General features: G+C 49.3%; 16 protein-coding genes and 1 tRNA gene. 11 read left to right on the top strand and 6 right to left on the bottom strand.

What is annotated here, in order from left to right; genetic code table 11:
- Window positions 1-24 precede the first annotated feature (24 nt).
- Window positions 25-1,344, bottom strand: coding sequence for a xylose isomerase (gene xylA, locus N6G83_RS43565; protein WP_211134889.1), 1,320 nt, complete (start codon window positions 1,342-1,344; stop codon window positions 25-27).
- A gap of 376 nt (window positions 1,345-1,720) precedes the next feature.
- Between xylA and xylF the strand changes: the two genes are divergently transcribed.
- The 8 genes from xylF (at window position 1,721) to N6G83_RS43525 (ending at window position 12,985) form a co-directional block, all read left to right on the top strand.
- Window positions 1,721-2,716: a D-xylose ABC transporter substrate-binding protein gene (xylF, locus tag N6G83_RS43560; protein ID WP_179248597.1), complete on the top strand. Its 996-nt coding sequence runs from the start codon at window positions 1,721-1,723 to the stop codon at window positions 2,714-2,716.
- Between the two features lie 28 nt (window positions 2,717-2,744).
- Complete coding sequence (locus N6G83_RS43555) at window positions 2,745-4,286, top strand: xylose ABC transporter ATP-binding protein (RefSeq protein ID WP_115160111.1); 1,542 nt, start codon at window positions 2,745-2,747, stop codon at window positions 4,284-4,286.
- Window positions 4,264-5,448, top strand: a complete 1,185-nt coding sequence (xylH, locus tag N6G83_RS43550; RefSeq protein WP_024527305.1) for a xylose ABC transporter permease XylH — start codon at window positions 4,264-4,266, stop codon at window positions 5,446-5,448. The genes N6G83_RS43555 and xylH overlap by 23 nt, the downstream gene beginning before the upstream one ends.
- Before the next feature lie 51 nt (window positions 5,449-5,499).
- A complete protein-coding gene (gene xylR / locus N6G83_RS43545) occupies window positions 5,500-6,678 on the top strand; it encodes a D-xylose utilization transcriptional activator XylR (protein WP_074030883.1) in 1,179 nt (392 codons plus the stop codon).
- A 115-nt stretch (window positions 6,679-6,793) separates the two neighbouring features.
- Window positions 6,794-8,140: an esterase-like activity of phytase family protein gene (locus tag N6G83_RS43540; protein ID WP_211134890.1), complete on the top strand. Its 1,347-nt coding sequence runs from the start codon at window positions 6,794-6,796 to the stop codon at window positions 8,138-8,140.
- Between the two features lie 259 nt (window positions 8,141-8,399).
- A complete protein-coding gene (locus N6G83_RS43535; RefSeq protein WP_029710806.1) occupies window positions 8,400-9,089 on the top strand; it encodes a helix-turn-helix domain-containing protein in 690 nt (229 codons plus the stop codon).
- 96 nt (window positions 9,090-9,185) lie between these two features.
- Window positions 9,186-11,552: an Orn/Lys/Arg decarboxylase N-terminal domain-containing protein gene (locus tag N6G83_RS43530; protein ID WP_260524172.1), complete on the top strand. Its 2,367-nt coding sequence runs from the start codon at window positions 9,186-9,188 to the stop codon at window positions 11,550-11,552.
- Window positions 11,553-11,632: 80 nt separating this feature from the next.
- Window positions 11,633-12,985 (top strand): amino acid permease, encoded by a 1,353-nt coding sequence (locus N6G83_RS43525; protein WP_211134892.1) that lies wholly within the window; start codon window positions 11,633-11,635, stop codon window positions 12,983-12,985.
- A gap of 366 nt (window positions 12,986-13,351) precedes the next feature.
- On the opposite strand, the gene N6G83_RS43520 is transcribed toward N6G83_RS43525, so the two are convergent.
- The 3 genes from N6G83_RS43520 to N6G83_RS43510 all read right to left on the bottom strand — a co-directional run bounded on the left by N6G83_RS43520 (window position 13,352) and on the right by N6G83_RS43510 (window position 15,550).
- The gene (locus N6G83_RS43520) at window positions 13,352-14,284 is read right to left on the bottom strand and encodes an Rpn family recombination-promoting nuclease/putative transposase (protein ID WP_209529052.1); all 933 of its coding nucleotides are present in this window, start codon (window positions 14,282-14,284) and stop codon (window positions 13,352-13,354) included.
- 10 nt (window positions 14,285-14,294) lie between these two features.
- Complete coding sequence (locus N6G83_RS43515) at window positions 14,295-14,459, bottom strand: hypothetical protein (protein WP_209529054.1); 165 nt, start codon at window positions 14,457-14,459, stop codon at window positions 14,295-14,297.
- A 506-nt stretch (window positions 14,460-14,965) separates the two neighbouring features.
- Complete coding sequence (locus N6G83_RS43510) at window positions 14,966-15,550, bottom strand: DJ-1/PfpI family protein (RefSeq protein WP_021181316.1); 585 nt, start codon at window positions 15,548-15,550, stop codon at window positions 14,966-14,968.
- A 174-nt stretch (window positions 15,551-15,724) separates the two neighbouring features.
- On the opposite strand from N6G83_RS43510, the gene N6G83_RS43505 reads away from it, so the two are divergent.
- The 3 genes from N6G83_RS43505 to N6G83_RS43495 all read left to right on the top strand — a co-directional run bounded on the left by N6G83_RS43505 (window position 15,725) and on the right by N6G83_RS43495 (window position 20,157).
- Window positions 15,725-15,819, top strand: a tRNA-Sec gene (locus N6G83_RS43505).
- Window positions 15,820-15,983: 164 nt separating this feature from the next.
- Window positions 15,984-17,198: a phage integrase central domain-containing protein gene (locus N6G83_RS43500; RefSeq protein WP_209529058.1), complete on the top strand. Its 1,215-nt coding sequence runs from the start codon at window positions 15,984-15,986 to the stop codon at window positions 17,196-17,198.
- A 475-nt stretch (window positions 17,199-17,673) separates the two neighbouring features.
- Window positions 17,674-20,157: a toll/interleukin-1 receptor domain-containing protein gene (locus N6G83_RS43495; RefSeq protein ID WP_209529060.1), complete on the top strand. Its 2,484-nt coding sequence runs from the start codon at window positions 17,674-17,676 to the stop codon at window positions 20,155-20,157.
- A gap of 478 nt (window positions 20,158-20,635) precedes the next feature.
- Here N6G83_RS43495 and N6G83_RS43490 read toward each other — a convergent pair whose 3' ends face one another.
- Together N6G83_RS43490 and N6G83_RS43485 are read right to left on the bottom strand one after the other, a co-directional pair.
- The gene (locus N6G83_RS43490) at window positions 20,636-21,874 is read right to left on the bottom strand and encodes a type II restriction endonuclease (protein ID WP_209529062.1); all 1,239 of its coding nucleotides are present in this window, start codon (window positions 21,872-21,874) and stop codon (window positions 20,636-20,638) included.
- A 92-nt stretch (window positions 21,875-21,966) separates the two neighbouring features.
- Window positions 21,967-23,370, bottom strand: coding sequence for a DNA cytosine methyltransferase (locus N6G83_RS43485; RefSeq protein ID WP_245209473.1), 1,404 nt, complete (start codon window positions 23,368-23,370; stop codon window positions 21,967-21,969).
- Between the last annotated feature and the right edge of the window lie 94 nt (window positions 23,371-23,464).

Raw genomic sequence — 23,464 nt, 5'->3', positions numbered from 1 at the left:
GCGGACCCACCGCGCCGTAGAGAGTTAGCCGAACAGGTAGCGGTTGACCAGGTTCTCCAGCTTTTCCTGATGCCCGCTGGCATGTTGTGGGGCTAGCACCTGTTGCTCGGCGTGCTGTGCCAGCGCTTCGAGCGACAGTTTCCCTTGCAGGATCTGTTGGCCCAGCTCACTGTTCCAACCGGCATAGCGTTTGGCAACCTGCTGATGTAGCTGACCATCTTCGATCATGCGGGCGGCCACTTTCAGCGCCAGCGCCATGGTGTCCATAGCGCCGATATGGCCGTAGAACAGATCATATTTGTCGGTACTTTGGCGGCGCACCTTGGAATCAAAGTTCAGCCCGCCGGTAGTGAAACCGCCGGCCTTGAGGATTTCGAACATCACCAGTGCATTTTCCTCCACGCTGTTCGGGAACTGATCGGTATCCCAACCTAGCTGTGGATCGCCCCGGTTGGCATCGACCGAGCCGAAAATCCCCAGCGCGATGGCGGTGGCGATCTCGTGGTGGAACGAATGCCCGGCCAGCGTGGCGTGGTTGGCCTCGATGTTCACCTTGATCTCTTTTTCCAGGCCGAACTGTTTAAGGAAACCGTACACGGTGGCGACGTCGTAATCGTACTGATGCTTGGTCGGCTCCTGGGGTTTGGGCTCGATCAGCAGCGTTCCCTGGAAGCCGATCTTATGTTTGTGCTCAACCACCATCTGCATAAAGCGGCCAATCTGTTCACGCTCCTGGCGCAGATCGGTATTGAGCAGGGTTTCATAGCCTTCGCGGCCGCCCCACAGCACATAGTTTTCACCACCCAGTTTGTGGGTAGCATTCATGGCCGTGAACACCTGAGTGGCTGCCCAGCTGAAGACTTCCGGATCCGGATTGGTCGCCGCCCCGGCACCGTAACGCGGATGGGTGAAGCAGTTGGCGGTGCCCCACAGCAGCTTCACGCCGCTGCTTTGCTGTTTCTCAGCCAGCACATCGGTCATGGTCGCAAAATTGTTCAGATACTCTTTTAACGTGGCCCCTTCCGGTGACACGTCAATATCGTGGAAGCAGTAGTAAGGCACGTTCAGCTTATGGAAAAACTCGAACGCCACATCGGCCTTGCGTTTGGCCAGCTCCAGCGCTTCGCCCGGCTGTTGCCAAGGGCGATCGAAGGCCCCGATGCCGAACATGTCTGCCCCGTTCCAGCAGAAGGTGTGCCAGTAGCAGGCGGCGAAGCGCAGATGGTCGGCCATACGTTTGCCGAGGATGATTTCATCGGGGTTGTAGTGGCGGAAAGCCAACGGGTTATTGCTGCTGGTGCCTTCGTAACGAACCTGTTCTAGCTGATCAAAATAGGATTGCATGAGTGACTCCTTGGTAACGGTGCCCGGCGTAAGGGATGCGGGATGCGCTCATCTTCGGAGTAAGCGGCGGAATGCTCAATTACGTTATTTCACACTTAAATTCACAGAATTATTAAATGTGCGCGGGATCTCATAATTCAACGAAGGGCCAGTTTTATTGGCCGCGGGTTATTTCACAGGTTTAAAACATGACCGCCATCATAAAATCAACATTAAACCAAAAACCGTAATTCACTGGTGAAAATCTGTAATTGCTGAACACCGCATAAGCGACAACAATCCACGGGAAGTTTCGTGTTTTATCTCGTCACCTTTCAATTTTGCCGTTTGAAAGCGTACGGATAACTATTTCCCTACACAACTCAAGGGTTATAAAATGAAATTCAAACCACTCTTGCTTTCTGCTTGCGCACTGCTGCTACTGGCCAGCCAACCGGGCTACAGCCAACAGATTAAAATCGGTATGGCCATTGACGACCTGCGTCTGGAGCGTTGGCAAAAAGACCGCGATATTTTTGTCAAGAAAGCCAACGCCCTGGGGGCCGATGTGTTTGTTCAGTCGGCCAACGGCAATGAAGAAACCCAAATGGCGCAGATCGAGAATATGATCAACCGCGGCGTCGATGTTCTGGTGATCATCCCTTATAACGGCCAGGTGCTGAGCAACGTGATCAGCGAGGCGAAGCGTGAAGGTATCAAGGTTCTGGCCTATGACCGGATGATCAACAATGCCGATATCGATTTCTACATCTCGTTTGATAATGAGAAAGTGGGTGAAATGCAGGCGGAAAGCCTGGTGCAGCGCGTGCCACAGGGCAACTACTTCCTGATGGGCGGCTCGCCGGTGGATAATAACGCCAAGCTGTTCCGCAAGGGGCAGATGACCGTGCTGCAACCGCTGATCGACAGCGGCAAGATCAAGGTGGTGGGCGATCAGTGGGCCGACGGCTGGCTGCCGGAAAACGCGCTGAAGATCATGGAAAACGCCCTGACGGCCAACAATAACCATATCGACGCGGTCGTGGCCTCCAACGATGCCACCGCCGGTGGAGCCATTCAGGCACTGGCTGCACAAGGGCTGGCGGGGAAGGTGGCGATCTCTGGTCAGGACGCCGATCTGGCGGCGGTAAAACGCATCGTGGCGGGCACCCAAACCATGACGGTCTATAAACCGATCAGCAAGCTGGCCGACGAAGCGGCGGATATCGCCGTGCAGCTGGGCAAAGGGGAACAACCCAAGTCCAATGCCAAATTAAATAATGGCAGTAAAGAGGTTTCGGCCTGGTTATTAACCCCGGTACAGGTGGATAAAACGAATATCGACAGTACGGTTATTGCCGATGGTTTCCATAAGCAATCCGATATTAATTAATGGCAATGCCATCTGGGGGGAGTGAATAATGCCCTGCCTGTTAGAAATGCGAAATATCACTAAACAATTCGGCGCAGTGAAAGCCGTGGATAATGTCAGCCTACACTTGGAAGCGGGGCAGGTATTATCCTTGTGCGGTGAAAATGGCTCAGGAAAATCTACCTTGATGAAAGTGCTGTGCGGAATATATCCGCACGGCAGTTATCAGGGCGATATTTATTTTTCGGGCGAGATTGTTACGGCGAAAACCATTCGCGATACCGAGCAGAAAGGCATCGCCATCATTCACCAGGAATTGGCCCTGGTGAAGCAGATGACGGTGCTGGAGAACCTGTTTCTCGGCAACGAGTGGGGCCGCTATGGGGTGATGGATTACGACAACATGTACCTGCGCTGCCAGCGCATGCTGGCGCAGGTCAAGCTGGAGGTTGACCCTAATACCCGCGTGGGTGAACTGGGGTTGGGCCAACAGCAGTTGGTGGAGATTGCCAAGGCCTTGAACAAACAGGTGCGCCTGCTGGTACTCGATGAACCCACCGCCTCATTGACCGAAAGTGAAACCGCCACGTTGCTGGCGATCATTGCGGATCTGCGCGATCACGGGATCGCCTGTATCTATATTTCGCACAAGCTCAACGAGGTGAAAGCGATCTCGGACTTTATCTGTGTGATCCGCGATGGCAAGCACATTGGCACCCGGCCTGCGGCGGAGATGAGCGAGGACGATATCATCGCCATGATGGTTGGCCGTGAGCTGACCGAGCTGTATCCGCAGGAACCCCATACCATCGGTGAGGTGGTCCTGCAGGTGGAAAACCTCACTGCCTGGCACCCGGTCAACCGCCATATCCGCCGGGCCGATAATGTGTCTTTTACCCTACGGCGTGGGGAGATCCTCGGCGTGGCCGGGCTGGTTGGCTCCGGGCGTACCGAAACCATGCAGTGCCTGTTTGGCGCCTATGCGGGGCGTTGGCAGGGCAAGATCACCATCGCAGGGCAGGCCGCCACCATCACCAACTGCCGCGAGGCAATGCGATATGGCATCGCCATGGTGCCAGAAGACCGCAAGCGCGATGGCATCGTGCCGGTAATGGGCGTGGGGGCCAATATGACGTTGGCGGCGCTGGGGGATTTCAGTGGCGCATTGACGGTGCTGGATGATGCACAGGAGCAGGCAACTATCCAACAATCGCTGGCACGGCTACGGGTAAAAACGTCTTCTGCGGAGCTGGCTATTGCCCGTCTCAGCGGGGGTAACCAGCAGAAAGCCATCCTGGCGAAGTGCCTGTTGCTGAACCCGCAAATCCTCATTCTGGATGAGCCAACGCGCGGCATTGATATCGGTGCCAAGCAAGAGATTTACAAGTTAATCAATCAATTGGCACAGCGGGGGCTCGCGGTGATTGTGGTGTCCTCCGAATTGCCGGAGGTGCTGGGGTTAAGCGATCGGGTATTGGTGATGCACCAGGGGCAGATTAAAGCCGATCTGGTGAACCGCGATCTGACCCAGGAACAGGTAATGGAAGCGGCCTTGAGGAGTGAAACACATGTTGAAAAGCACGCAATCTGAAGCCAGCCTGCCGCCAGTGGAGGCAAAAAAGCCGCCGTTCGGGCTGAAAACCGTCAACCTGCAGGTGTTCGTGATGCTGGCGGCGATCGCCGTCATCATGCTGTTCTTTACCTTTACCACCGAAGGGGCCTATCTCAGCGCCCGTAACATCTCTAACCTGCTGCGCCAGACGGCGATCACCGGCATTCTGGCGGTGGGCATGGTGTTCGTGATTATTTCGGCGGAGATCGACCTTTCCGTTGGCTCAATGATGGGGCTGTTGGGGGGCGCGGCGGCGATCTTTGACGTCTGGTTCGGCTGGCCGCTGCCGTTGACCATTGTGGTCACGCTGTTGGCGGGGCTGTTGCTGGGGGCGTGGAATGGCTGGTGGGTAGCCTATCGTAAAGTCCCTTCGTTTATCGTCACTCTGGCGGGGATGTTGGCGTTTCGCGGTATTCTGATCGGCATTACCAATGGCACCACCGTGTCACCCACCAGCAATGCCATGTCACAGATTGGCCAGAGCTACCTGCCCAACGGAGTGGGTTTTGGCATTGGCGCGGTCGGTCTGATGCTGTTTGTGGCCTGGCAGTGGCGGCGGCGTAGTAGACGTACGCAACTGGGCTTGCCGGTAGCGGCAGCGAGCGGCGATGTCACCCGGCAGAGCATCATGGCAATCCTGGTATTAGGGGCGATTTACCTGCTGAACGACTATCGTGGGGTGCCAACGCCGGTGCTGATCCTGACCGCATTGATGCTGGCAGGGATCTTTATGGCGTCGCGTACCGCCTTTGGCCGCCGTATTTATGCCATCGGCGGTAATATCGATGCCGCGCGGCTTTCCGGGGTTAACGTTGAGCGTACCAAGCTGGCGGTGTTTGCCATCAACGGCCTGATGGTGGCGATTGCCGGGCTGATCCTCAGTTCGCGCCTGGGGGCAGGTTCGCCTTCTGCCGGTAACATTGCCGAGCTGGATGCTATCGCCGCCTGCGTGATCGGTGGCACCAGCCTGGCGGGGGGGATTGGTAGCGTGGCGGGAGCGGTGATGGGGGCGTTTATCATGGCCTCATTGGATAACGGCATGAGCATGTTGGACGTGCCGACGTTCTGGCAATATATCGTCAAAGGCGCGATCCTGCTGCTGGCGGTGTGGATGGATTCCGCGACCAAACGCCGGGTCTAGGCGCGGCTTTACACTTGTAGCTGTGACCGTATTTATTGCTGGGGAGCCCCCATGTTTAAGAAGCGCTACCGTATTACGCTGCTGTTCAACGCCAATAAAGTGTATGACCGCCAGGTGGTGGAGGGCGTTGGGGAGTATTTACAGGCGTCGCAAAGTGATTGGGATATCTTTATCGAAGAGGATTTTCGCTGCCGTATCGATAATATCAAGGACTGGTTGGGGGACGGCGTGATCGCCGATTTCGACGACCGGAATATTGAGCAACTGTTGCGTAATGTCCAGGTGCCGCTGGTTGGCGTCGGGGGCTCTTATCATCGGGAGGCGGATTACCCGCCGGTGCATTACATCGCGACCGATAACCATGCGCTGGTGGAAGCGGCGTTTATGCACCTGAAAGAAAAAGGGCTGAACCGCTTTGCGTTCTATGGCCTGCCGGCCGAGGGGGGGAAGCGTTGGGCGCAGGAACGTGAACAGGCTTTCCGCCAGTTGGTGGCGGCGGAACAGTATCAAGGGGTGGTGTATCAGGGGATGGAAACCGCGCCGGAGAACTGGCAATACGCCCAGAATCGCCTCGCGGACTGGGTGCAGACTTTGCCCCAGCAGACCGGGATTATAGCCGTTACCGATGCGCGGGCGCGCCACCTGTTACAGGTGTGCGAGCACCTGGATATTCCCGTGCCGGAAAAACTCTGTGTGATTGGCATCGATAACGAAGAGCTGACGCGCTATCTGTCGCGCGTGGCGTTGTCGTCGGTGGTGCAGGGGACGCGCCAGATGGGCTATCGTGCCGCCAAGCTGTTACATCAACTGCTTGATCAGCGTGATCTGCCGCTACAGCGTATTCTGGTGCCGCCGGTGAAGGTGATTGAACGGCGGTCTACCGATTTCCGTTCACTGCGCGACCCGGCGGTGATCCAGGCCATGCACTATATCCGTTACCATGCCTGCAAGGGGATCAAGGTGGAGCAGGTACTGGATGCGGTGGGCATGTCACGTTCCAATCTGGAAAAGCGCTTCAAGGATGAAACCGGCCAGACGATCCATAACGCCATCCACCAAGAAAAGCTCGATCGCGCCCGCAATTTACTCACCGCGACCTCATTGCCCATCAATGAAATTTCCCAGATGTGTGGCTACCCATCGTTGCAGTACTTCTATTCGGTGTTCAAGAAAGGCTATGACATGACGCCCAAAGAGTGCCGCGACCGTTTTGGGGAGGCTGGCTATTGAAACCGCAGTACCGGCACTGTTGGTCACGCGGCACATAATATTTCTGTCATTACGGCTCCCTATAGTGGCGTTGCTTTTTACCTTTGGGCAAAACCATTATCAGGGAGTACATAATATGCATAATTTACCATCCCGCCTGGCACTGCTGGCCAGTTGCCTGGCATTCAGCACCACGCTATGGGCGCAGGCTCAGGAAGTCCCCGCCGTGCTGGCCGGGCACGCCGTATTACCAGTGAAGTCCAGCGTCACTGCCCCCCAGGATGCACCAACCGATCTGCAACAGAGCGGTAAATACACCAGCGGCAAACGCATCACCGAACTGGGTAGCGTAGCGGGGAAATCTGCCGATCGGCTGACCGGCATCGGGCTACCCATCAATGGCCAGCCGTTGCAGGGGCATTCCGGTATCAAACACATGCCGGATGGCACCTACTGGGTGCTGACCGACAACGGCTTTGGCAGCAAGGCCAACTCGCCGGACGCCATGCTGTATCTCAACCATTACCGTATCGATTTCAAGGAAGGCACGGTAACGCCGCTAAAAACGCTGTTCCTGCACGATCCCGATAAAAAAGTGCCGTTCCATATCGTCAATGAAAGCAGCGACAAACGTTACCTGACCGGCAGCGATTTCGACCCGGAAAGCTTCCAGTTTGCCGACGATGCCCTATGGATCGGCGATGAATTTGGCCCTTACCTGATTAAAGCGGATTTGAACGGCAAGGTGCTGGCGGTATTTGATACCCAGGTTGACGGCAAGGTAGTGAAATCGCCGGATAACCCGACGCTGACGCTGCCAGGTGCGCCGGATGGCAAGCAGAACTTCCAGGTGGCGCGCTCCAAGGGCTTTGAAGGAATGGCGGTGTCACCAGACGGTAGTAAGCTGTATCCCCTGTTGGAAGGGGCGCTGTGGGATGGCGAAGAGTTCGAGAACGTGGCGGGCAAACGCTACCTGCGGGTGCTGGAGTTTGACGTCAAACAGCAGGCATGGACTGGCCGCAGCTGGCAGTATGTGTTGGAAGACAATCAGAACGCCATCGGTGATTTCAATATGATCGACGCCAATCATGGCCTGGTGATCGAACGTGATAATGGTGAAGGCACAGCCGATAAAGCCTGTGCGGCAGGCGCGCCAACGGATAACTGCTTCAGCCAGATCGCCAAATTCAAACGGGTCTACAAAATAGCGTTTTCCGACGCCAACGTCGGCAAACCGGTAGAAAAACTGGCGTATATCGATTTGCTGAACATTCAGGACCCGCAGAAGCTGGCGCGTAAACCGCTGAATAACGGCGTGCTGACCTTCCCGTTCTTCACTATCGAGAATGTCGACGTGGTGGATGGCAGCCATATCATCGTGGGGAACGACAATAACTTCCCGTTCTCTTCCAGCCGCGAACCCAACGTGGCGGATGATAACGAATTTATTTTGCTGGATGTGAAAGCCCTGCTACAACCGTAAAATTTTCCTTTATCGCCAAGCCTTCTCCTGATGGGGTGAAGGCTTTTTTATTCCGGTGATAAAGGAATACGTTAAGTAACTCCGTTTGGGTGGAAGCATAGTAGATATAGACGCAGTCATTTTCAGGTAAGTATATTAATAAAACGTTACTTTCAATCTTGCCGCTTCAGGTTGGCTTTCTGGTAGTCTGCTCTGGGCGTTTTACACTATGTCGCCATTTGTATTGTGAATAATGGCACCAAGGATTGAAGGTGGGAAAATGTCTCGTGTCAGTACCGAAAGTATTATTGCGAAATTAAATTCGTTAGCTATTGCTATTCCTTTGGAGATCTTGATTGCGTGGGAGTCTAGTGATGAGGCTTGGTGTTTAAAGGACGTGCATAAAAAGCCGGTGTATGCCAATGCCAGATATGGCCTATTGCTAAAACCGGAAGGAAATGGGAGACCTTCTGCACTGGCCCCTTTTAAGCCCTTTATCTCAATCCATGACCAACGCGTTATTGATGAGGTGAGGAAGATTGAGGCAGTAGGGATCCTCCCTATTGATAGCAAACGCATATTCAGCGTGTTTTATTGTGAACGCATGCCCTACTACGACAAACAGGCTCATTGCTCCGGTATTATCAGTCATATCAAGCCACTGCACTCTATCACACCGCGCTTTTTTGTCTCTGGTGACGGCATCGGTAAATTAACCGTTGCTTGTCCCTCCGAGATTTTATCCGCTAAGGAATGGGTCGTGGCTTTTCTGTTGTTACAAGGCATGGCGGAGAAGGAGATTGCCGGTATTCTCAACAGAACGCTGAGAACGGTAAAGTTCCATAAAAGTAACATTCTGGCGAAAGTCCATTGTGAAACCACACGGGAGTTTATATTTTTTGCCAGAAAGCAGCAATGGCAATTCTATATCCCACCGTTATTTTCTAAACCCTGTTATATCATCCGCTAATCATCTCACTACAAAACTGTACCTTTGGTACAGTTTATTGTTTGCGCTTCAAGAGTATGCTCGCTTTCATCATCTGGCATCCCAGTTGATATCTCAATGACATGGATGAGAAGAGGTCATACAATGAGTTATGCAAGCAATCTTGATTTTCCAATATTAATTGTTTCTGTACGCGATAATAAAATACAGGTCGATGATAGCTATCATGCGATAAAGGAGGTGCTGGCATTAAATAACTACCATTTTATCCACGCGGAAACCAATGAAACGGCCCTGGCGATGGCCAGAAAAGAAGCGGGTATCGGTTGTATCATTATTAATGAGTGTGATGGGGCTAACCTGGGTGAGGGGTCTCCCATTATCAAGGAGATAATTCGCGTGATCCGCGCTAAAAACAGCCGGTTGCCCATCTTCTTTTCGTCAAGTGTGCCTTTGTTAGGGCGTTTATCGACGGAGGTGATTCAAGAGATCCATGAGTACATCAACATCAGCGAAGATACGCCCAAGTTTATTGCTGGCCGCATTCATCTGGCTATACGCCAGTATGTTGAGAACCTGCTGCCGCCTTACTTCGCCGGGCTAAAAAGTTACGCGTTAGACAGCCCTTACTATTGGGATTGTCCGGGGCATCAAGGGGGCGTTGCCTACCTTAAGCACCCGGTAGGCCGTGAGTTTATCAATTACTTTGGCGAAAACCTGATGCGGGCAGACATCGGTATCTCTACGCCGGAAATGGGGGACTGGCTTGAACATAAGGGAGCGCCGGGCGAATCGGAAACGCGAGCTGCCAAACTGTTTGGCGCGGACAAAACCTTCTATGTGACAGGGGGCTCATCCCAGTCTAACCAGATAGTGGGCCACTCAATTGATTTAAAAGATAAAATCATCCTGGTTGACCGCAATTGCCACAAGTCTGTCAACCATGAGCTGACCATCACCCAGGCTAAACCGGTCTATTTCCAGCCTGCGCGTAATGGGCTCGGCATTATTGGCTTGATCTCTCCCGATCAGTTTGAAGCCAGAGCGATCCAGCAAAAAATTGATGACAGCGTGCTGGCTTATCAGGCAGAAGACCGCTGCCCCGCCTATGCCATCATCACTAACTGCACTTACGACGGTCTGATTTATGACGTCACCGCCGTCACCCAAACGCTGGCCAAGTCGGTACCCCGGATCAAATTTGATGAAGCCTGGTATGCCTATGCGAAATTCCATCCCCTCTATCAGGGGCGTTTCGCCATGGATGTCCCTGAAGATAAAGACAACGGCCCAACGCTGTATGCCGTGCAATCGACACACAAGATGCTGGCGGCCTTTTCTTCAGCCTCGATGATACATATCCGCAATTCCAAGCGTGCGCCGGTGGATTACGACATTTTCAACCAGGCTTTTATGATGCACGGCACCACGTCACCGTTCTATCCGATTATTGCCTCGATGGATGTGGCGACCGCCATGATGGAGGGGCAAGCCGGTAAGACATTGGTCGATGAAGCTATTCACGACGCTATCAGCTTCCGCAAGACGCTGGTGACCGTCGCAGACAAGCTCAAAGCGGAAAAAAGTGACAAGGGATGGTTCTTCGATGTCTGGCAGCCGAGCACGTTGCTGCAGGAGGGCAAAAAGGTTCCCTTCACCCAGGTTGCCGACGAGGTGCTAGCCAACGATCCCACCTGCTGGCAGCTGCGAGCGGGAGAGGCATGGCATGGCTTCGGCGATTTGCCGGAAGGTTATGCGATGTTGGATCCCATCAAGGTCACCATTACCTGCCCTGGGTTGAACGCGCAAGGAAAGATGAATGTTTTCGGCATCCCCGCGCCGGTAGTGGCAAAATTCCTGGATACCCAGCGTATTATCCCGGCCCGCAACGGCGACTACACCATTCTGGTATTATTTGCATTGGGTTCTACCCAGGGCAAATGGAATACCCTGATCGACATGCTGATGATATTTAAACATCACTATGACGAGAATACCCCGCTGACCTTGGTGCTTCCGCAGGTTGCGGCCAGCTTCCCCGCCTATCACAACATGGGCATCGGTGATTTATGCCGGTCGATCCATCAGGCCAATATCGAGCTGAAAATTGCCGAGCTTTTGGAGCTTGCCTGTTCTGCAGAGGCCATCCCCGTTCTTACCCCCTCCCAGGCCTATCAATGCCTGATCTCCGACCAAACCGAGCAGGTCAAGGCTGCCGACATAAACAACCGCACGCTGGGCGTGATGATAACCCCTTACCCACCGGGCATTCCGCTCATCATGCCGGGTGAAAAGGTGACGTCAGAATCACGGGCCATCGTCGATTACCTGGTGGCCTTGCAGACCTTCGGCCAGCGCTTCCCCGGCTTTGAACATGAACTGCAGGGGGTGGAAGTGGATGAGAACGGCACTTATTGGGTACGGTGCATAAAAGAAACGCCTGCCAGCGCTGCCGACAAGGTTCCTGTTTCCACCATGCGTTAATCGGCCTGCGCATTATCCCCATGGGTGCGATCCGCACCCTCTTCAAGATTTGTATCAACGCAATAATGATGGGAAATATCATGGCTTCTGTTAATACTGCCTCCGTAAAAAAAATGGGGTTGGTCGCCCTGACGTTGGTGACTGCCTCTAACATGATGGGATCCGGGGTCTTTATGCTGCCAACCAATCTGGCGGGCATCGGGTCTATCTCTTTATTTGGCTGGGTGATTACCATTGTCGGCGTGATTGCCTTGGCGCTGGTGTTTGCCAAGAACAGCATGGTGACACCGCGTGATGGCGGCATTATTGCCTATGCCAGCGACGCGTTTGGGCCATTTATTGGCTTTCAGACCACCATCTGTTACTGGATCAGCGCCTGGGTGGGTAACGTGGCGCTGCTGGTGGCGGGTGTGGGTTACCTGAGTTATTTCTTCCCCATTCTCAAAGATCCGCTTGTCAGCTCTATCACCGCCATTGTTATCCTCTGGGGGTTTATCGCTCTGGCTTCTTTGGGGGCAAGGGTAGCCGGGCGCTCCCAATCATTCACCGCCTGCTGCATGCTGGTGGTGGTATTGGGCATCGGTTTTATTGGCTGGTTCTGGTTCAAACCCGCGTTGTTCACCGAAGTTTATAATGGCACCAAGGGTAGCGACGCTTCGGCAATCCTCTCCGCCGCATCTTTGGCTTTGTGGGGCTTTCTGGGTGTGGAATCCGCAGTGGTATCCAGCGGGCAGGTGGAAAACCCCGAGTCCACCGTGCCCAAGGCGACGGTATTGGGGTTGCTGATTGCCGCCGTGTGTTATGTCACCAGCTGTTCGGTGATTATGGGATTGGTACCGCATAGTGAATTGGTGAATTCCGCCGCCCCCTTTGCCGACGCCGCTCGTTATATGTTTGGTGAATTTGCCGGGGAAGTGGTTTCCGCACTGAGCATTATCGCCTGTTTCGGCTCGATCTCTGGCTGGCTGATCTTGCAGTCTGAAGCCCCAAAAGCTGGCGCGAAGCAGGGGCTATTCCCGAAATTCTTTGCCGTGGTGAACAAAAACGATGTACCGATGAAGGGGCTGATTTTTACCGGCGTGCTGATGACCGTGGTATTACTGACCACGGCTTCGCCTAATCTGGCAAAACAGTTTCAGGTGATTGTGCTGATGTCGGTGTTTGCCTCTTTACTGCCCTATATCTATGCGCTGGTCGCGCTACCGATCATCATGGTGGCCAAATCCTTGAATAAGGGCGGGGCCTTCATTTTCTACTGCACGTTGGCGGTGATTGGCATTCTCTACAGTCTGTTTGCCCTGTTCGGATCGGGAGGCAATGCCATGTTCTGGGGGGTATTGATGATGATGCTCACCATCCCGTTATATGCACTGGTTGCGGCAAAACGCAGTAAAAGCGGGATCAAAACGTTGTACCTTGATAGCGAGGAGTAGCCGTAAAAAACAGAAAGCGCGGTAACAATGAAGGCGTTACTGCAACAGTGAATGGCTCTTTTATCTCAAAGCCTTCTCCTTGGGAGGAGGCTTTTTATGACGGTGACAAATAAAATACAGCGAATCACCCCTTTTAGGGGAGATATAAGACCCTGCCATTATTGGTTGTTCATTTTAATTAAACGCGTTACTTTCAATTTTGCGTAATATTCTAGCGGTGAGGCTACGCGGCAATTCTACATTTCGCCGTTATTTGCCAAACCTTGCTATATCATCAGGTAATAGCCCCACTAAAAATAGTACCTTTGCGACTATTCAGATATTGGCAAGGTCCGACAGTAAGGCTAGAACATTGATCTAATAAGATTAGTGGCGGATCTGTGCCAGCTCGTCTTCGGTCAGACCGGTCATTTTCATGACGGTATTGCGATCGAGACCGTTCTGCAGCATGGTGCGGGCAATTTTCAGCGTAGCATCGCGCTCGCCTTCTGAATGCCCTTCCTGCCGACCAAGCTGAATGCCCTTCTCAATGCCCTTCTGTTCAAGCTGTTGTGCGATGGTCATCAGTGTGTCCCCATGTTGCGGCACTCGCTGTGCCAGTTGGCGTACAAATGCTTCGGCGTCTGACGTTTCGCCCGCCTGTACAATATAGTGTACCAGCGATACAACCTGTGATGAAGAGAGATATCCGGCCAGTAGGATGGGAGCGAGCCTATCCACCAGTTCCGCCAGATCCCGATGATGAATGTGCTTCTGCAGTAGTGTCAGAGCCGCCATGCTGCGATGGCCTGCGATTTCGTCATCAGGGATGACGGTGACATCGACAAGCGGAAAAGCAGCGCTGTAAAGTTTACCGGCCAGCTCTGGGTTAGCAAACTCATCCAGCCACCGGGTGGAATAGGGGTATGGGCTGCGCTTACCGGTATAGAATAGCATCGGTATTACCAAAGGCAGCTTTTTGTGGCCCGCGTCCAGATGGCGCTGCATGGCCGCTACTGCGTACCTGATGAGCCTGAAAGCCATGTGCTGATCCGGGGTGGACTGGTGTTCGATGAGCACGTGGACATAACCGTCATCCCCAGCAGTGGTTTTCAGGCTGTAGAGCACGTCGCTGAAGTACTGGCGGAGGTTATCTTCCACAAAGGAGCCTGATTCCAGTTTCAGGGTGTCAAGGTCGCAGATGGCACGCAGCTCTGCCGGGAGGTGTAGTTCCATGAAATCACGGGCAACCTCTGGCTGGGTCAGGAACTGTCTGAATGTGGCATCGTGGGGCGTTGGCGTGTTGTTTTTCTTTTTCATTATAATCATTTCACTCCGATACTGATTTTAAGCTGACGTTATTATTTTTTGCATATCTCTCCATTGATTTATCTGAGGCAAGCTCCGGCGAACCTGTATTCAGGACATTTATTAAATCACCGATGTTTTTATTAAGATATGAAATTAACTCAGATTTTGTTTGTGGCATACCCATAAAGAATTCCCTCTCTTTTTTAGCATAGATCCCGTGAAGGCATTGCATGGTGTAATTATGGACTACCGACTATTACAGGGGAAGAGGTATTGGCTACGTCATGGTTACTTCAACTGACTTCGACCCTACGATCGAATATATTTGCCCCGAAAAATTCAGAAGAATAGCCATGATGTCATCAATCTGAATAACTTTCGCCAAAGGTGCAGCTTATTCCCGCATTTCTTTTTCGTGGTTAAAAAATGATGGGCCGGTTAGGGGGGATTTTTACCGGCGTGCAGATGATCGTGGTATTACTGACCACGGCTTCGCCTAATCTGGTAAAACAGTTACAGGTCATTGTTATGCGTTGGTTGCCGCAAAACGTAGCAAAAGCGGGATCAAAACGTTGTACCTGAATACCGAGGAGTAGCCGTAAAAAACAGAAAGCGCGGTAACAATTTTCGCTTTCGGCATCGGAGCCGGAAAACGCAAACTGTGCCGCGCCTAGTTAGCAGCAGTAGCGATTAATGCACTGCCTGTGGGGCTTGCCAGTTTTCGTGATAGATATGTACGGCTTGCTCTTGCGTGGTAGTGCGATCGCCGGTCAGGCGGTAGGCCACGGTGAAGGCAAAATCAAACGCGGCCCCCAACCCTTGGCCACTGATCAGATTGCCATCTTCCACAACCCTTTCAGCCACGTAGGTACCATCTTCGATCTCCTGATGCAGATCGCCAGAACAGACATAACGGCGGCCTTGCAGCAGTTTGTTGGCAGCCAGCACGCGAGCAGCGGCAGAACACAGCGGGCAGATCAGCTTGGCGGCACGATCGTGGCGGCGGATAAACTCCACGACCAGCTCGTTTTCCGCCATTGCGGCGGTAGCCTGCGGCCCACCGGGGATCACCACGGCATCGTACAGTTGGTCCATGCGGCGTTCCAACAGAGCATCGGCAAACATACGTATCTGGTGATAGCTGCGCAGCTCCAGCCTATCCTGGCAGGACAGCAGCTCTACCTCTATCTCCATACGACGTAACACGTCGATCACGATAACCGCCTCGGCCTCTTCAAATCCTTCGCTCAGCAGGACGGCAACTTTCTTGGTCATAGCATCTCCAGCAATGTACGGGTTAATAACCCGGGCTCGGCTAGGGTAGCAGATAAAAGGCGGGAGTTTTGTGCGGGAGAGCAAGTGTACGAAGGGGATCGCGGAAACATGAATTCCCTCTTAGCAGCTAGGGGGATTCGCGCTATAATCTGCGACTTGCTTCCTGTTTCCAGAGGAAGATCCTCGTCCCCGGTGGGGCGGCTGGACTTCAAATCCAGTTGGGGCCGCCAGCGGTCCTGGGCAGGTTCGACTCCTGTGATCTTTCGCCATTCGATGTATTCTGAACTCCACTAACGTCAATAAATCCCTTGTAATACCCGTAACTTAAGCCACTTTCGCTCTCCTGATGTCAACTCGTGTCTACCCAAATCAAGTGTAGTCTGGGGGCACCATAGGGGGCACTGGTGATGCCCCCATTTTTGAGGTGCCCCCTATGAAGCTAACAGCCCGACAAGTTGAAACCGCTAAACCAAAAGACAAGCCGTACAAGCTCTTCGATGGAGGAGGGCTTTACCTTGAAGTAAAGACCAGTGGTTCTCGTTACTGGAGATTGAAGTACCGTTACGGCGAGAAAGAGAAGCGTCTTGCCTTTGGCGTTTACCCCGATGTATCTCTGGCAGAAGCCCGTGACAAACGCGATGCAGCTAAAAAGATTCTGGCTGCAGGTGACGATCCTGGTGAAACCAAAAAAGCTGAGAAGCTTGCACAGAAACTGAATTCGGAGAACACGTTTGAAGCCGTTGCCCGCGAGTGGCATCTGGCTAAAGCCGACCGCTGGTCACTGCGCTACCGTGATGAAATCATTGATACCTTCGAAAAAGACATCTTCCCTTATATTGGCAAGCGGCCGATTGCCGATCTCAAGCCGATGGAGTTGCTGGAAGCACTGCGCAAAATGGAGAAGCGCGGAGCGCTGGAGAAAATGCGTAAGGTTCGCCAACGCTGCGGAGAAGTATTTCGTTTTGCCATCATCACTGGCAGAGCTACTTACAATCCTGCTCCCGATCTCGCCAGCGCTCTGGCAACGCCTAAGAAAGAGCACTTTCCCTTCCTGACGGCTCAGGAACTGCCACATTTCCTTAAAGACCTATCTGGTTACACTGGCAGTGTCATCACTAAAACTGCAACCAAGATCATCATGCTGACGGGGGTAAGAACCCAGGAGCTGAGATTTGCGCGTTGGCAGGATATCGACTTCGACAAGGGTCTGTGGAACATACCGGTTGAAGTGATGAAAATGAAGCGACCGCATGTCGTTCCATTATCAACGCAGGTTATCGAGTTGTTCAACTCTCTCAAGCCAATGACTGGCGGCTATCCCTTGGTGTTCATTGGTCGGAACGATCAGCGTAAGCCAATCAGCAAGGAAAGCATCAATCAGGTCATCGAGCTGTTGGGTTACAAGGGGCGACTGACCGGCCACGGCTTCCGGCACACCATGAGTACCATCTTGCATGAGCAAGGCTATAACTCGGCCTGGATTGAGACACAGCTTGCACATGTGGATAAGAACAGCATCCGTGGTACCTACAACCATGCGAAGTATCTGGATGGACGGCGTGAGATGCTGCAGTGGTATGCCGACTATATGGATAACCTTGAGCGGGATGGGAATGTGGTACATGGGGAGTTTGGGCTTCGTGCTTAGGGTGAGGTGGTTTTTCTGAGGGGAACTGCAGCGCCAGCAGTGATGCTGGCGCTGTTGGTCGGGAGCGGTTTTTTTGGGTTACTATGAAATCAATAGAAGAAGTTAGGTCGATTTTTATTGGTGGTCACTGTCTATGAAGCTCTATGCTTGACGGTAGGTAATGCTTGAAATGAAGTTTGTAGGCAAAGTTTGGTGTGTTGCTTTGTTGGCTATGGATAGGGTAGAGCGAAAGTAGTCATCAGGAGGGGAACATCTTGCGTATTGTAGGGAATACTTGAATGACCGTTTCAGCTAGCTATTTAGATATGTGAAATGAAGAATTATTAATAAAATCATTAGCTTGCTTTTGTTTTTTCATGCTTGCCAGAGTGTGCTTTTACTATATATTTTTTCAGAAAAATTGGAAACTTTACATTTTCTAATTTATGTTTATGGTTCAATGGAATATTGTAACATAAATACTTATGGAGTAAAAATGAAAGCATTCCTATCTCATAATTCGTTTGATAAAGATTTCGTTGAGAAAGTATATCAAGAGCTCGGCGGGGCAAAAGCTATTTTTGATGTGAGGTCCTTTGAAAATAACAGTGATCTGGTTCATGAAATCAGACATAAGATGAAAGAGGCTGGTATTTATGTCCTCTTTCTGTCCAAAGCTTCTTTACAAAGTAATTGGGTAAAAGACGAAATTGATATTTCTCATGAATTAAAGAGTAATTCATTATTAAAGAAATTTTTAATTTTTCAACTTGATGATACTAACTGGGGAAGTCTTGATGAATGGCTTAGACGATATGTCGTTAACTCCTTACCATCACCAAGAGCAGTAGCCAGCAGGATTGTTAGTGAATTAAATAAGCTTGAAAACACTATAGATGTTGGATGTCTTGGTCGTGAAGAGGATGAGAAAAAAATAACCAAATATATTTGGGAGAATGAACGAGGAGTTCCACCGTACATCTTTATCTCTGGCCCTGATGGTATTGGGCGTAAAACGCTAATTAAAAAAGTTTATAGCAACTTATACTCTGGTATTTTGATTGGTCAGGCGACTGTATCATTGGATGACTACTTTGATTTATCTGATTTGTATAGACAACTCTTGGTTTTTTCATCAAATTGGCGGGTTTCAGATTACATTTCAAAAATGAATTATTTTAATGATTTGGCTGATGATGATAAAATAATAGAAATATCGGTTCTTATAAAAACTATAACAGTAGATTACAAACAAGCCTTGATTATCGATCTATTAGGTAGTGTATATACCACTGGTGATGAAGTGAACCCATATTTAATAAAACTTATGGATTCTTTACTGGATTACGATTACCCATATGTAATCTTTCTGTCAAGAAGAGGCATCCCTGCAAGCGTCGATTCAAAAGGTGTCTACTATGCATTGGCTCAGTTGGGTAAAGCGGATTCAGAATATTTATTTAATATGCTTTTGCATAAGAGTGGAGTTGAAATTCCAAGCAAAGTTGACAAGGAGGTATTTATTGACTCAGTCGCAGGACACCCGGGATTAATAAATCATGTGATCGCATACCTTAATAAAAACCCACACTACAGGCCTTCAAAAACCAGTAGAAGTATTATTCGATTGGTTAGAGAACAGCTTGAAAAAATGGTTGTTGATTTAATAAAAAATGATGTTGAGCCCAGAAAGGTTTTGGGGCTTTTTGGTTCTGCAAATATTATTTCATACGAAGAGGTTGAACTTATTGCCACCAAGTGGCCAATATTTGAAGTTGCATTTAGAACGCTTCTTGATTCAGGCTTTATTATTTTTAATGATGGTTATTACAAACTTCCTTATTATTTAGCTAGGTTGTCTTCTGATTACTCTGAAGTGTACTCATCAGAGTTGCTCGATATTCAAAAGATACTGCTTCACTCTATCGATGGTATTGATGATAAAGACTTTGTATCACTATCATTATTAGATGCTAGAATAATTGAGAAATTAGCATTAGGAGATGATTTATCAATATTAGAAAAAAGTTTTGTTATGCCTATTCAACAGCTAAAGGCATCAAAAAGACAATACGATAAGAAGAGATTTCAGTCATCGCTTGAATTGGCTAAAGAAGCATATTGTCAAAAAAGTAAGCTTAGTAATGATGGTGTTTTAGAGTGCTGGAGAATTATTGGCCAGGCTTCTTCTAGGGTTGAAAATTGGGAGGATTATCAATTTTTTATAAAAGAATATAATAAAATAAATAAATCTGAAAGGAGTGAATTATTGTTTTATTTTGTTCAAGCGTTCCATAGTAGATTAAATGGTGATATTAGATTTGCTAAAAATTGTTTGGAAAAAATAATTAATAAACCAAGCAAAGATATACCTTTATATAGGGAAATGGCATATATATATTGTTTTGAGGGTGAGTACCAAAAATCTCTAGATTTTTCCAATAAAGCCTTGGAAATAGTGGAGTACAATCCATATATACTAGATGTTAAAGCATGGGCGTTGTTGTCTTTATATAAAGAAAGTAAAAATAAATCTCTAATATACGAAATTGAAACTTGTTTGGAAAAGTTGAAAATAGCAGATGAACGCTCTGATACTGCTTTCCATATTGTTAGAGAAACTATGTTTGATGTGTATGTTTCTGGTGATAATCAAACACTAAATGATACATTTATTCATAGGGGTAGATTAAATACACAATTAAAAATAGCATTGCTAGACTTATTGAGTCAAAAAGATAAGCATTCTCAATATGATGTTGTATACAATGAAGTATCTACAGGTAGAGTTCGAAATAAAAGCTCTCATAAGTTGATTGAAGTAGATCTTGCTCGTGTTCATATCGGGTACTTGTCTTATAACTCCCGCTTCCCAGAAGCAGTGGCGTTATTAGATAAGTATGGTTCTAAGTTTACTGAGGTAGGCTATTTAAAGCTCCAGCGCATTATCGATACTTGTAAAGCATATACGTCTAAGTAACATAAGGCACGTGAGGTTGTTTTTGGATTTAAATAACAACCTCATCTCAAATTTTAGTATTTTAATCGTGCTGTGTACGTCAGTGAATGGTAGGCTACACTTTGTGTGATTAAAAGGATGTTACAAGGTGGGAGGCATTAACGGTATTAACGGAAGTATCAGAGTAGAACAAGAACTCATTGAACTGACTGTAGTATTTGGTTGGTAAGTGAGTTAATACATCCAGTATTAAGGGTTATGGGTGTTAATTTTTATTGCTTCCTGAAAGCGTAGGCCGTTCTCAGAAACTCAGCGGCTAACTGTAGATAATAAAATTATTAATTTTCATTTTTAAGGCCATGGATAATAACTTAAAATATTTTTTAATAATATTTTTGGTATGCGGAAGTTTATATTTCGGCAATGAAAATTGGTAAGTCAGCGGATGACTTACCATAATGATTAATTCGACGTTGATTATTTTGGATAGATTAAATTATTATATTTTATAACTCCTCACCTCTTTGATAAATGATTGTACACTTATGAGTTGTATATGAGTTTCTTTCGGATACGTTTCCCATACTGGAATTGGTACAATAAGCTGTAGTGATTTACTCTTCATTTCGGCTAGTTGAGAATTACTGATACCTGGCTGAATAGTTACCAGATATTTGGTTGTAACGCGATCCCCTTCAGCTAAAACTTGCCGCCAACGATCTTTACAAGTTGTCTTTGCTCCAAGCAGGAACAAGTTTTCTGTAGGAAACTCTTCATCGTGATAGGCTTCGAAGGAAGGGAATAGAAAGTCAGGTTTTGAGCGATTTTCCGTTGTTTTTTTGGAGGAGCCTTTTTCAAATTGCAGGCCATATAGGGTAAATAAATGACCTAAGTGATTCTCGAACGCGAATCCGACACGAGATTTTCTTCGATTTTGAACGCTTAGAGAAAAATCGACGAACGCGTCAACATCACCACCATCTTCTCCAAACCCTTGTAACAATCGTGTGCGGACTAAATGCCGTTCATAGGTTCTGAATAGATGCTCTTCTTCTGTCAGCCAAACTATCAATGCATCATCGGGATCTTCGAGCGGGTTTGCTGGTTTGCGTGAACGGGCAAGCTCGGAGAATTCATGTGACTTAGGAAGGCCATTCGGATAACGCTCAAGCAGAAATGCCAGTAATTCTTCATCACCTTGCTGTTCCGGTTCGAAGGATAAGCCGACCTGTTCGAGCAACAATTGCACCGGCAGGAGAAGTTTTTTATCTCCTATGTCCGAAGATTGAAATTTCTCATGTAGCTCACCGGTCAGACCAAAGAGGTTTCGGAGTTGTGCTTCTATGTACGTATCTGCGGGCGTGAAGCACATGAGGAGCGTGCCGTTGTTTTGTAGGGCTATGAGGAAGAAATCCCCTTCCTGGATGAGTTCTGTAACAGAGTTATCTCGGTAGTAAAGGCGATATTCAGGTCGGCGAGTGAGCGAACGACGGCGAGAGTCATACCAAGTGACATGGTCATCAACAATGAGCGGATCTTCCATTTCATCATTGATGTAGACCATCTTACAGGTGAACTCGGACGTTTCGGTTTTGCCTGGTTTACCCAGTACTTCGCCAAATCCAACCTTAACCAATCCACCGATTTCATGCTGATGCGAGCGCGAAAAATCTGCATCAACAGCACTCAAGTATTTTCCTGCAGCGATTTGAAAACTGTCTCTTAGCCTGCTATCCATAAGGGGAATCCTTCAACAGTGGATAGGCTAATTTACACGTAGAGGAAAAAAATTAAATGATCAGGGCTAACATTTTATTAGCCCTGCTTACGTTAACCTGCTTTTTTCAAGTTTAAGTCTGTTTTGTTAACTGCTTTTTGGATGTATGGCTCCAACAGTTTTGCCACGGCAGCAAACACCGGGACTATGACTGAGTTGCCAAACTGACGATACGCTTGGGTATCGGATACGGGTATGCGAAATTTTGACTCCCCCAGATTCTCAAACCCCATCAGACGTGCGCACTCACGAGGAGTTAGTCTACGGGGACGATTTTCCAGGTTGTTGGCATCGCTAAAGTCTTTCTCACCTTTCTCCTTATCCCAGCCTCTGTCTATAAGGATCTCAGAACCGTCTTTGTGATAGCGAGCTGAGAGCGTCCTGGTTACCGCGTTCTTATCCTCTGGCGAAACCAAACCAAAACCAAACCCGTTTCCTTTTGCCTGATGCTTCTTGGCGTAGTTGTAGAGGTATTCCCAGAGTTTCACCGTGAGGATGTACTTATCATCCACTTCGTCATCAAGTAAGTCTTTAAAGGCAGGTCGTTCAGCAGGATAAAATTTCTGAATATCACGCAGAGTAAAATTCTGGGCCAAATCGAGGTCACGGCGAAAACCGACCAATACGATACGCTCACGATGTTGGGGTAAGAAGTGTTTTCCATCGATGATCTTCGGATCTGAAGATCCTGAAACATCTACATCCGCAACGTCATAGCCCAGTTCATCCAGAGTATCTTGAATGACTTTAAAGGTTTTCCCTTTGTCGTGACTTTTGAGGTTTTTAACATTCTCAAGTACAAAAATAGGTGGTTTTTTGACCGCAATGATACGGGCAACATCAAAGAAAAGAGTTCCTTGGGTATCGCATTCAAAGCCATGAGCTCTGCCCAACGAGTTCTTTTTGCTAACGCCCGCAAGGCTAAAAGGTTGGCATGGAAACCCTGCTAATAGCACATCATGTTGGGGTATATGCTTGTCGATATTTGCATACGCTTCAGACTCTGGGATCTCATGGTTTTCACTTAAGGTGATCTCGCGAATATCTGAGTTGAAAGTGTGCTCGTTTTCGTCACTGTACCAGTTTGCCTTGTAGGTCCTGACAGCATGTTCGTTCCATTCGCTGGTAAAGACGCACTGTCCACCTATAGCCTCAAATCCGCTACGTATGCCACCGATACCGGCAAAGAGATCAATAAAACGGAATTGGTAATGCGGGTGGTGCTCTGGCGGTTTGGGCAGCATGTTTTTGAGCATTTTCACTTCAACATCAACAAGCTGCTTTGGCGATGCCTTACCATTAAACCAACGATTTACTGATTCTCTAGTCCAGTCGTTGCCGCTGACGGAGCGCAAACAATCTGCTACAGTTTTTTGGTCATAGATTTCCAGCACCTTCCCTAGCAGGGCAAGATCTTCGACCATGCGGGCTTGAGTGGCCTGCTGTGACTCTTCCATCAATTGTTTGACGATCGGTTGTAATTCTTTCATGTGCAAGCCCTACTGGGTTAAGTTAGTGATAGAATATCACAAAATTGTTCCCTGTATAAAC

It is taken from the genome of Serratia sp. PL7 (assembly GCF_945957435.1).
The sequence above is the reverse complement of the archived record's forward strand: the minus strand, read 5'-3'. Positions and strand labels throughout refer to the sequence as shown.

Excerpts from the sequence above, each read along its gene's own strand:
- xylA (WP_211134889.1), bottom strand. The coding sequence starts at position 1,344 with ATGCAATCCTATTTTGATCAGCTAGAACAGGTTCGTTACGAAGGCACC.
- xylF (WP_179248597.1), top strand. The coding sequence starts at position 1,721 with ATGAAATTCAAACCACTCTTGCTTTCTGCTTGCGCACTGCTGCTACTG.
- N6G83_RS43555 (WP_115160111.1), top strand. The coding sequence starts at position 2,745 with ATGCCCTGCCTGTTAGAAATGCGAAATATCACTAAACAATTCGGCGCA.
- xylH (WP_024527305.1), top strand. The coding sequence starts at position 4,264 with ATGTTGAAAAGCACGCAATCTGAAGCCAGCCTGCCGCCAGTGGAGGCA.
- xylR (WP_074030883.1), top strand. The coding sequence starts at position 5,500 with ATGTTTAAGAAGCGCTACCGTATTACGCTGCTGTTCAACGCCAATAAA.
- N6G83_RS43540 (WP_211134890.1), top strand. The coding sequence starts at position 6,794 with ATGCATAATTTACCATCCCGCCTGGCACTGCTGGCCAGTTGCCTGGCA.
- N6G83_RS43535 (WP_029710806.1), top strand. The coding sequence starts at position 8,400 with ATGTCTCGTGTCAGTACCGAAAGTATTATTGCGAAATTAAATTCGTTA.
- N6G83_RS43530 (WP_260524172.1), top strand. The coding sequence starts at position 9,186 with ATGACATGGATGAGAAGAGGTCATACAATGAGTTATGCAAGCAATCTT.
- N6G83_RS43525 (WP_211134892.1), top strand. The coding sequence starts at position 11,633 with ATGGCTTCTGTTAATACTGCCTCCGTAAAAAAAATGGGGTTGGTCGCC.
- N6G83_RS43520 (WP_209529052.1), bottom strand. The coding sequence starts at position 14,284 with ATGAAAAAGAAAAACAACACGCCAACGCCCCACGATGCCACATTCAGA.
- N6G83_RS43515 (WP_209529054.1), bottom strand. The coding sequence starts at position 14,459 with ATGGGTATGCCACAAACAAAATCTGAGTTAATTTCATATCTTAATAAA.
- N6G83_RS43510 (WP_021181316.1), bottom strand. The coding sequence starts at position 15,550 with ATGACCAAGAAAGTTGCCGTCCTGCTGAGCGAAGGATTTGAAGAGGCC.
- N6G83_RS43500 (WP_209529058.1), top strand. The coding sequence starts at position 15,984 with ATGAAGCTAACAGCCCGACAAGTTGAAACCGCTAAACCAAAAGACAAG.
- N6G83_RS43495 (WP_209529060.1), top strand. The coding sequence starts at position 17,674 with ATGAAAGCATTCCTATCTCATAATTCGTTTGATAAAGATTTCGTTGAG.
- N6G83_RS43490 (WP_209529062.1), bottom strand. The coding sequence starts at position 21,874 with ATGGATAGCAGGCTAAGAGACAGTTTTCAAATCGCTGCAGGAAAATAC.
- N6G83_RS43485 (WP_245209473.1), bottom strand. The coding sequence starts at position 23,370 with ATGGAAGAGTCACAGCAGGCCACTCAAGCCCGCATGGTCGAAGATCTT.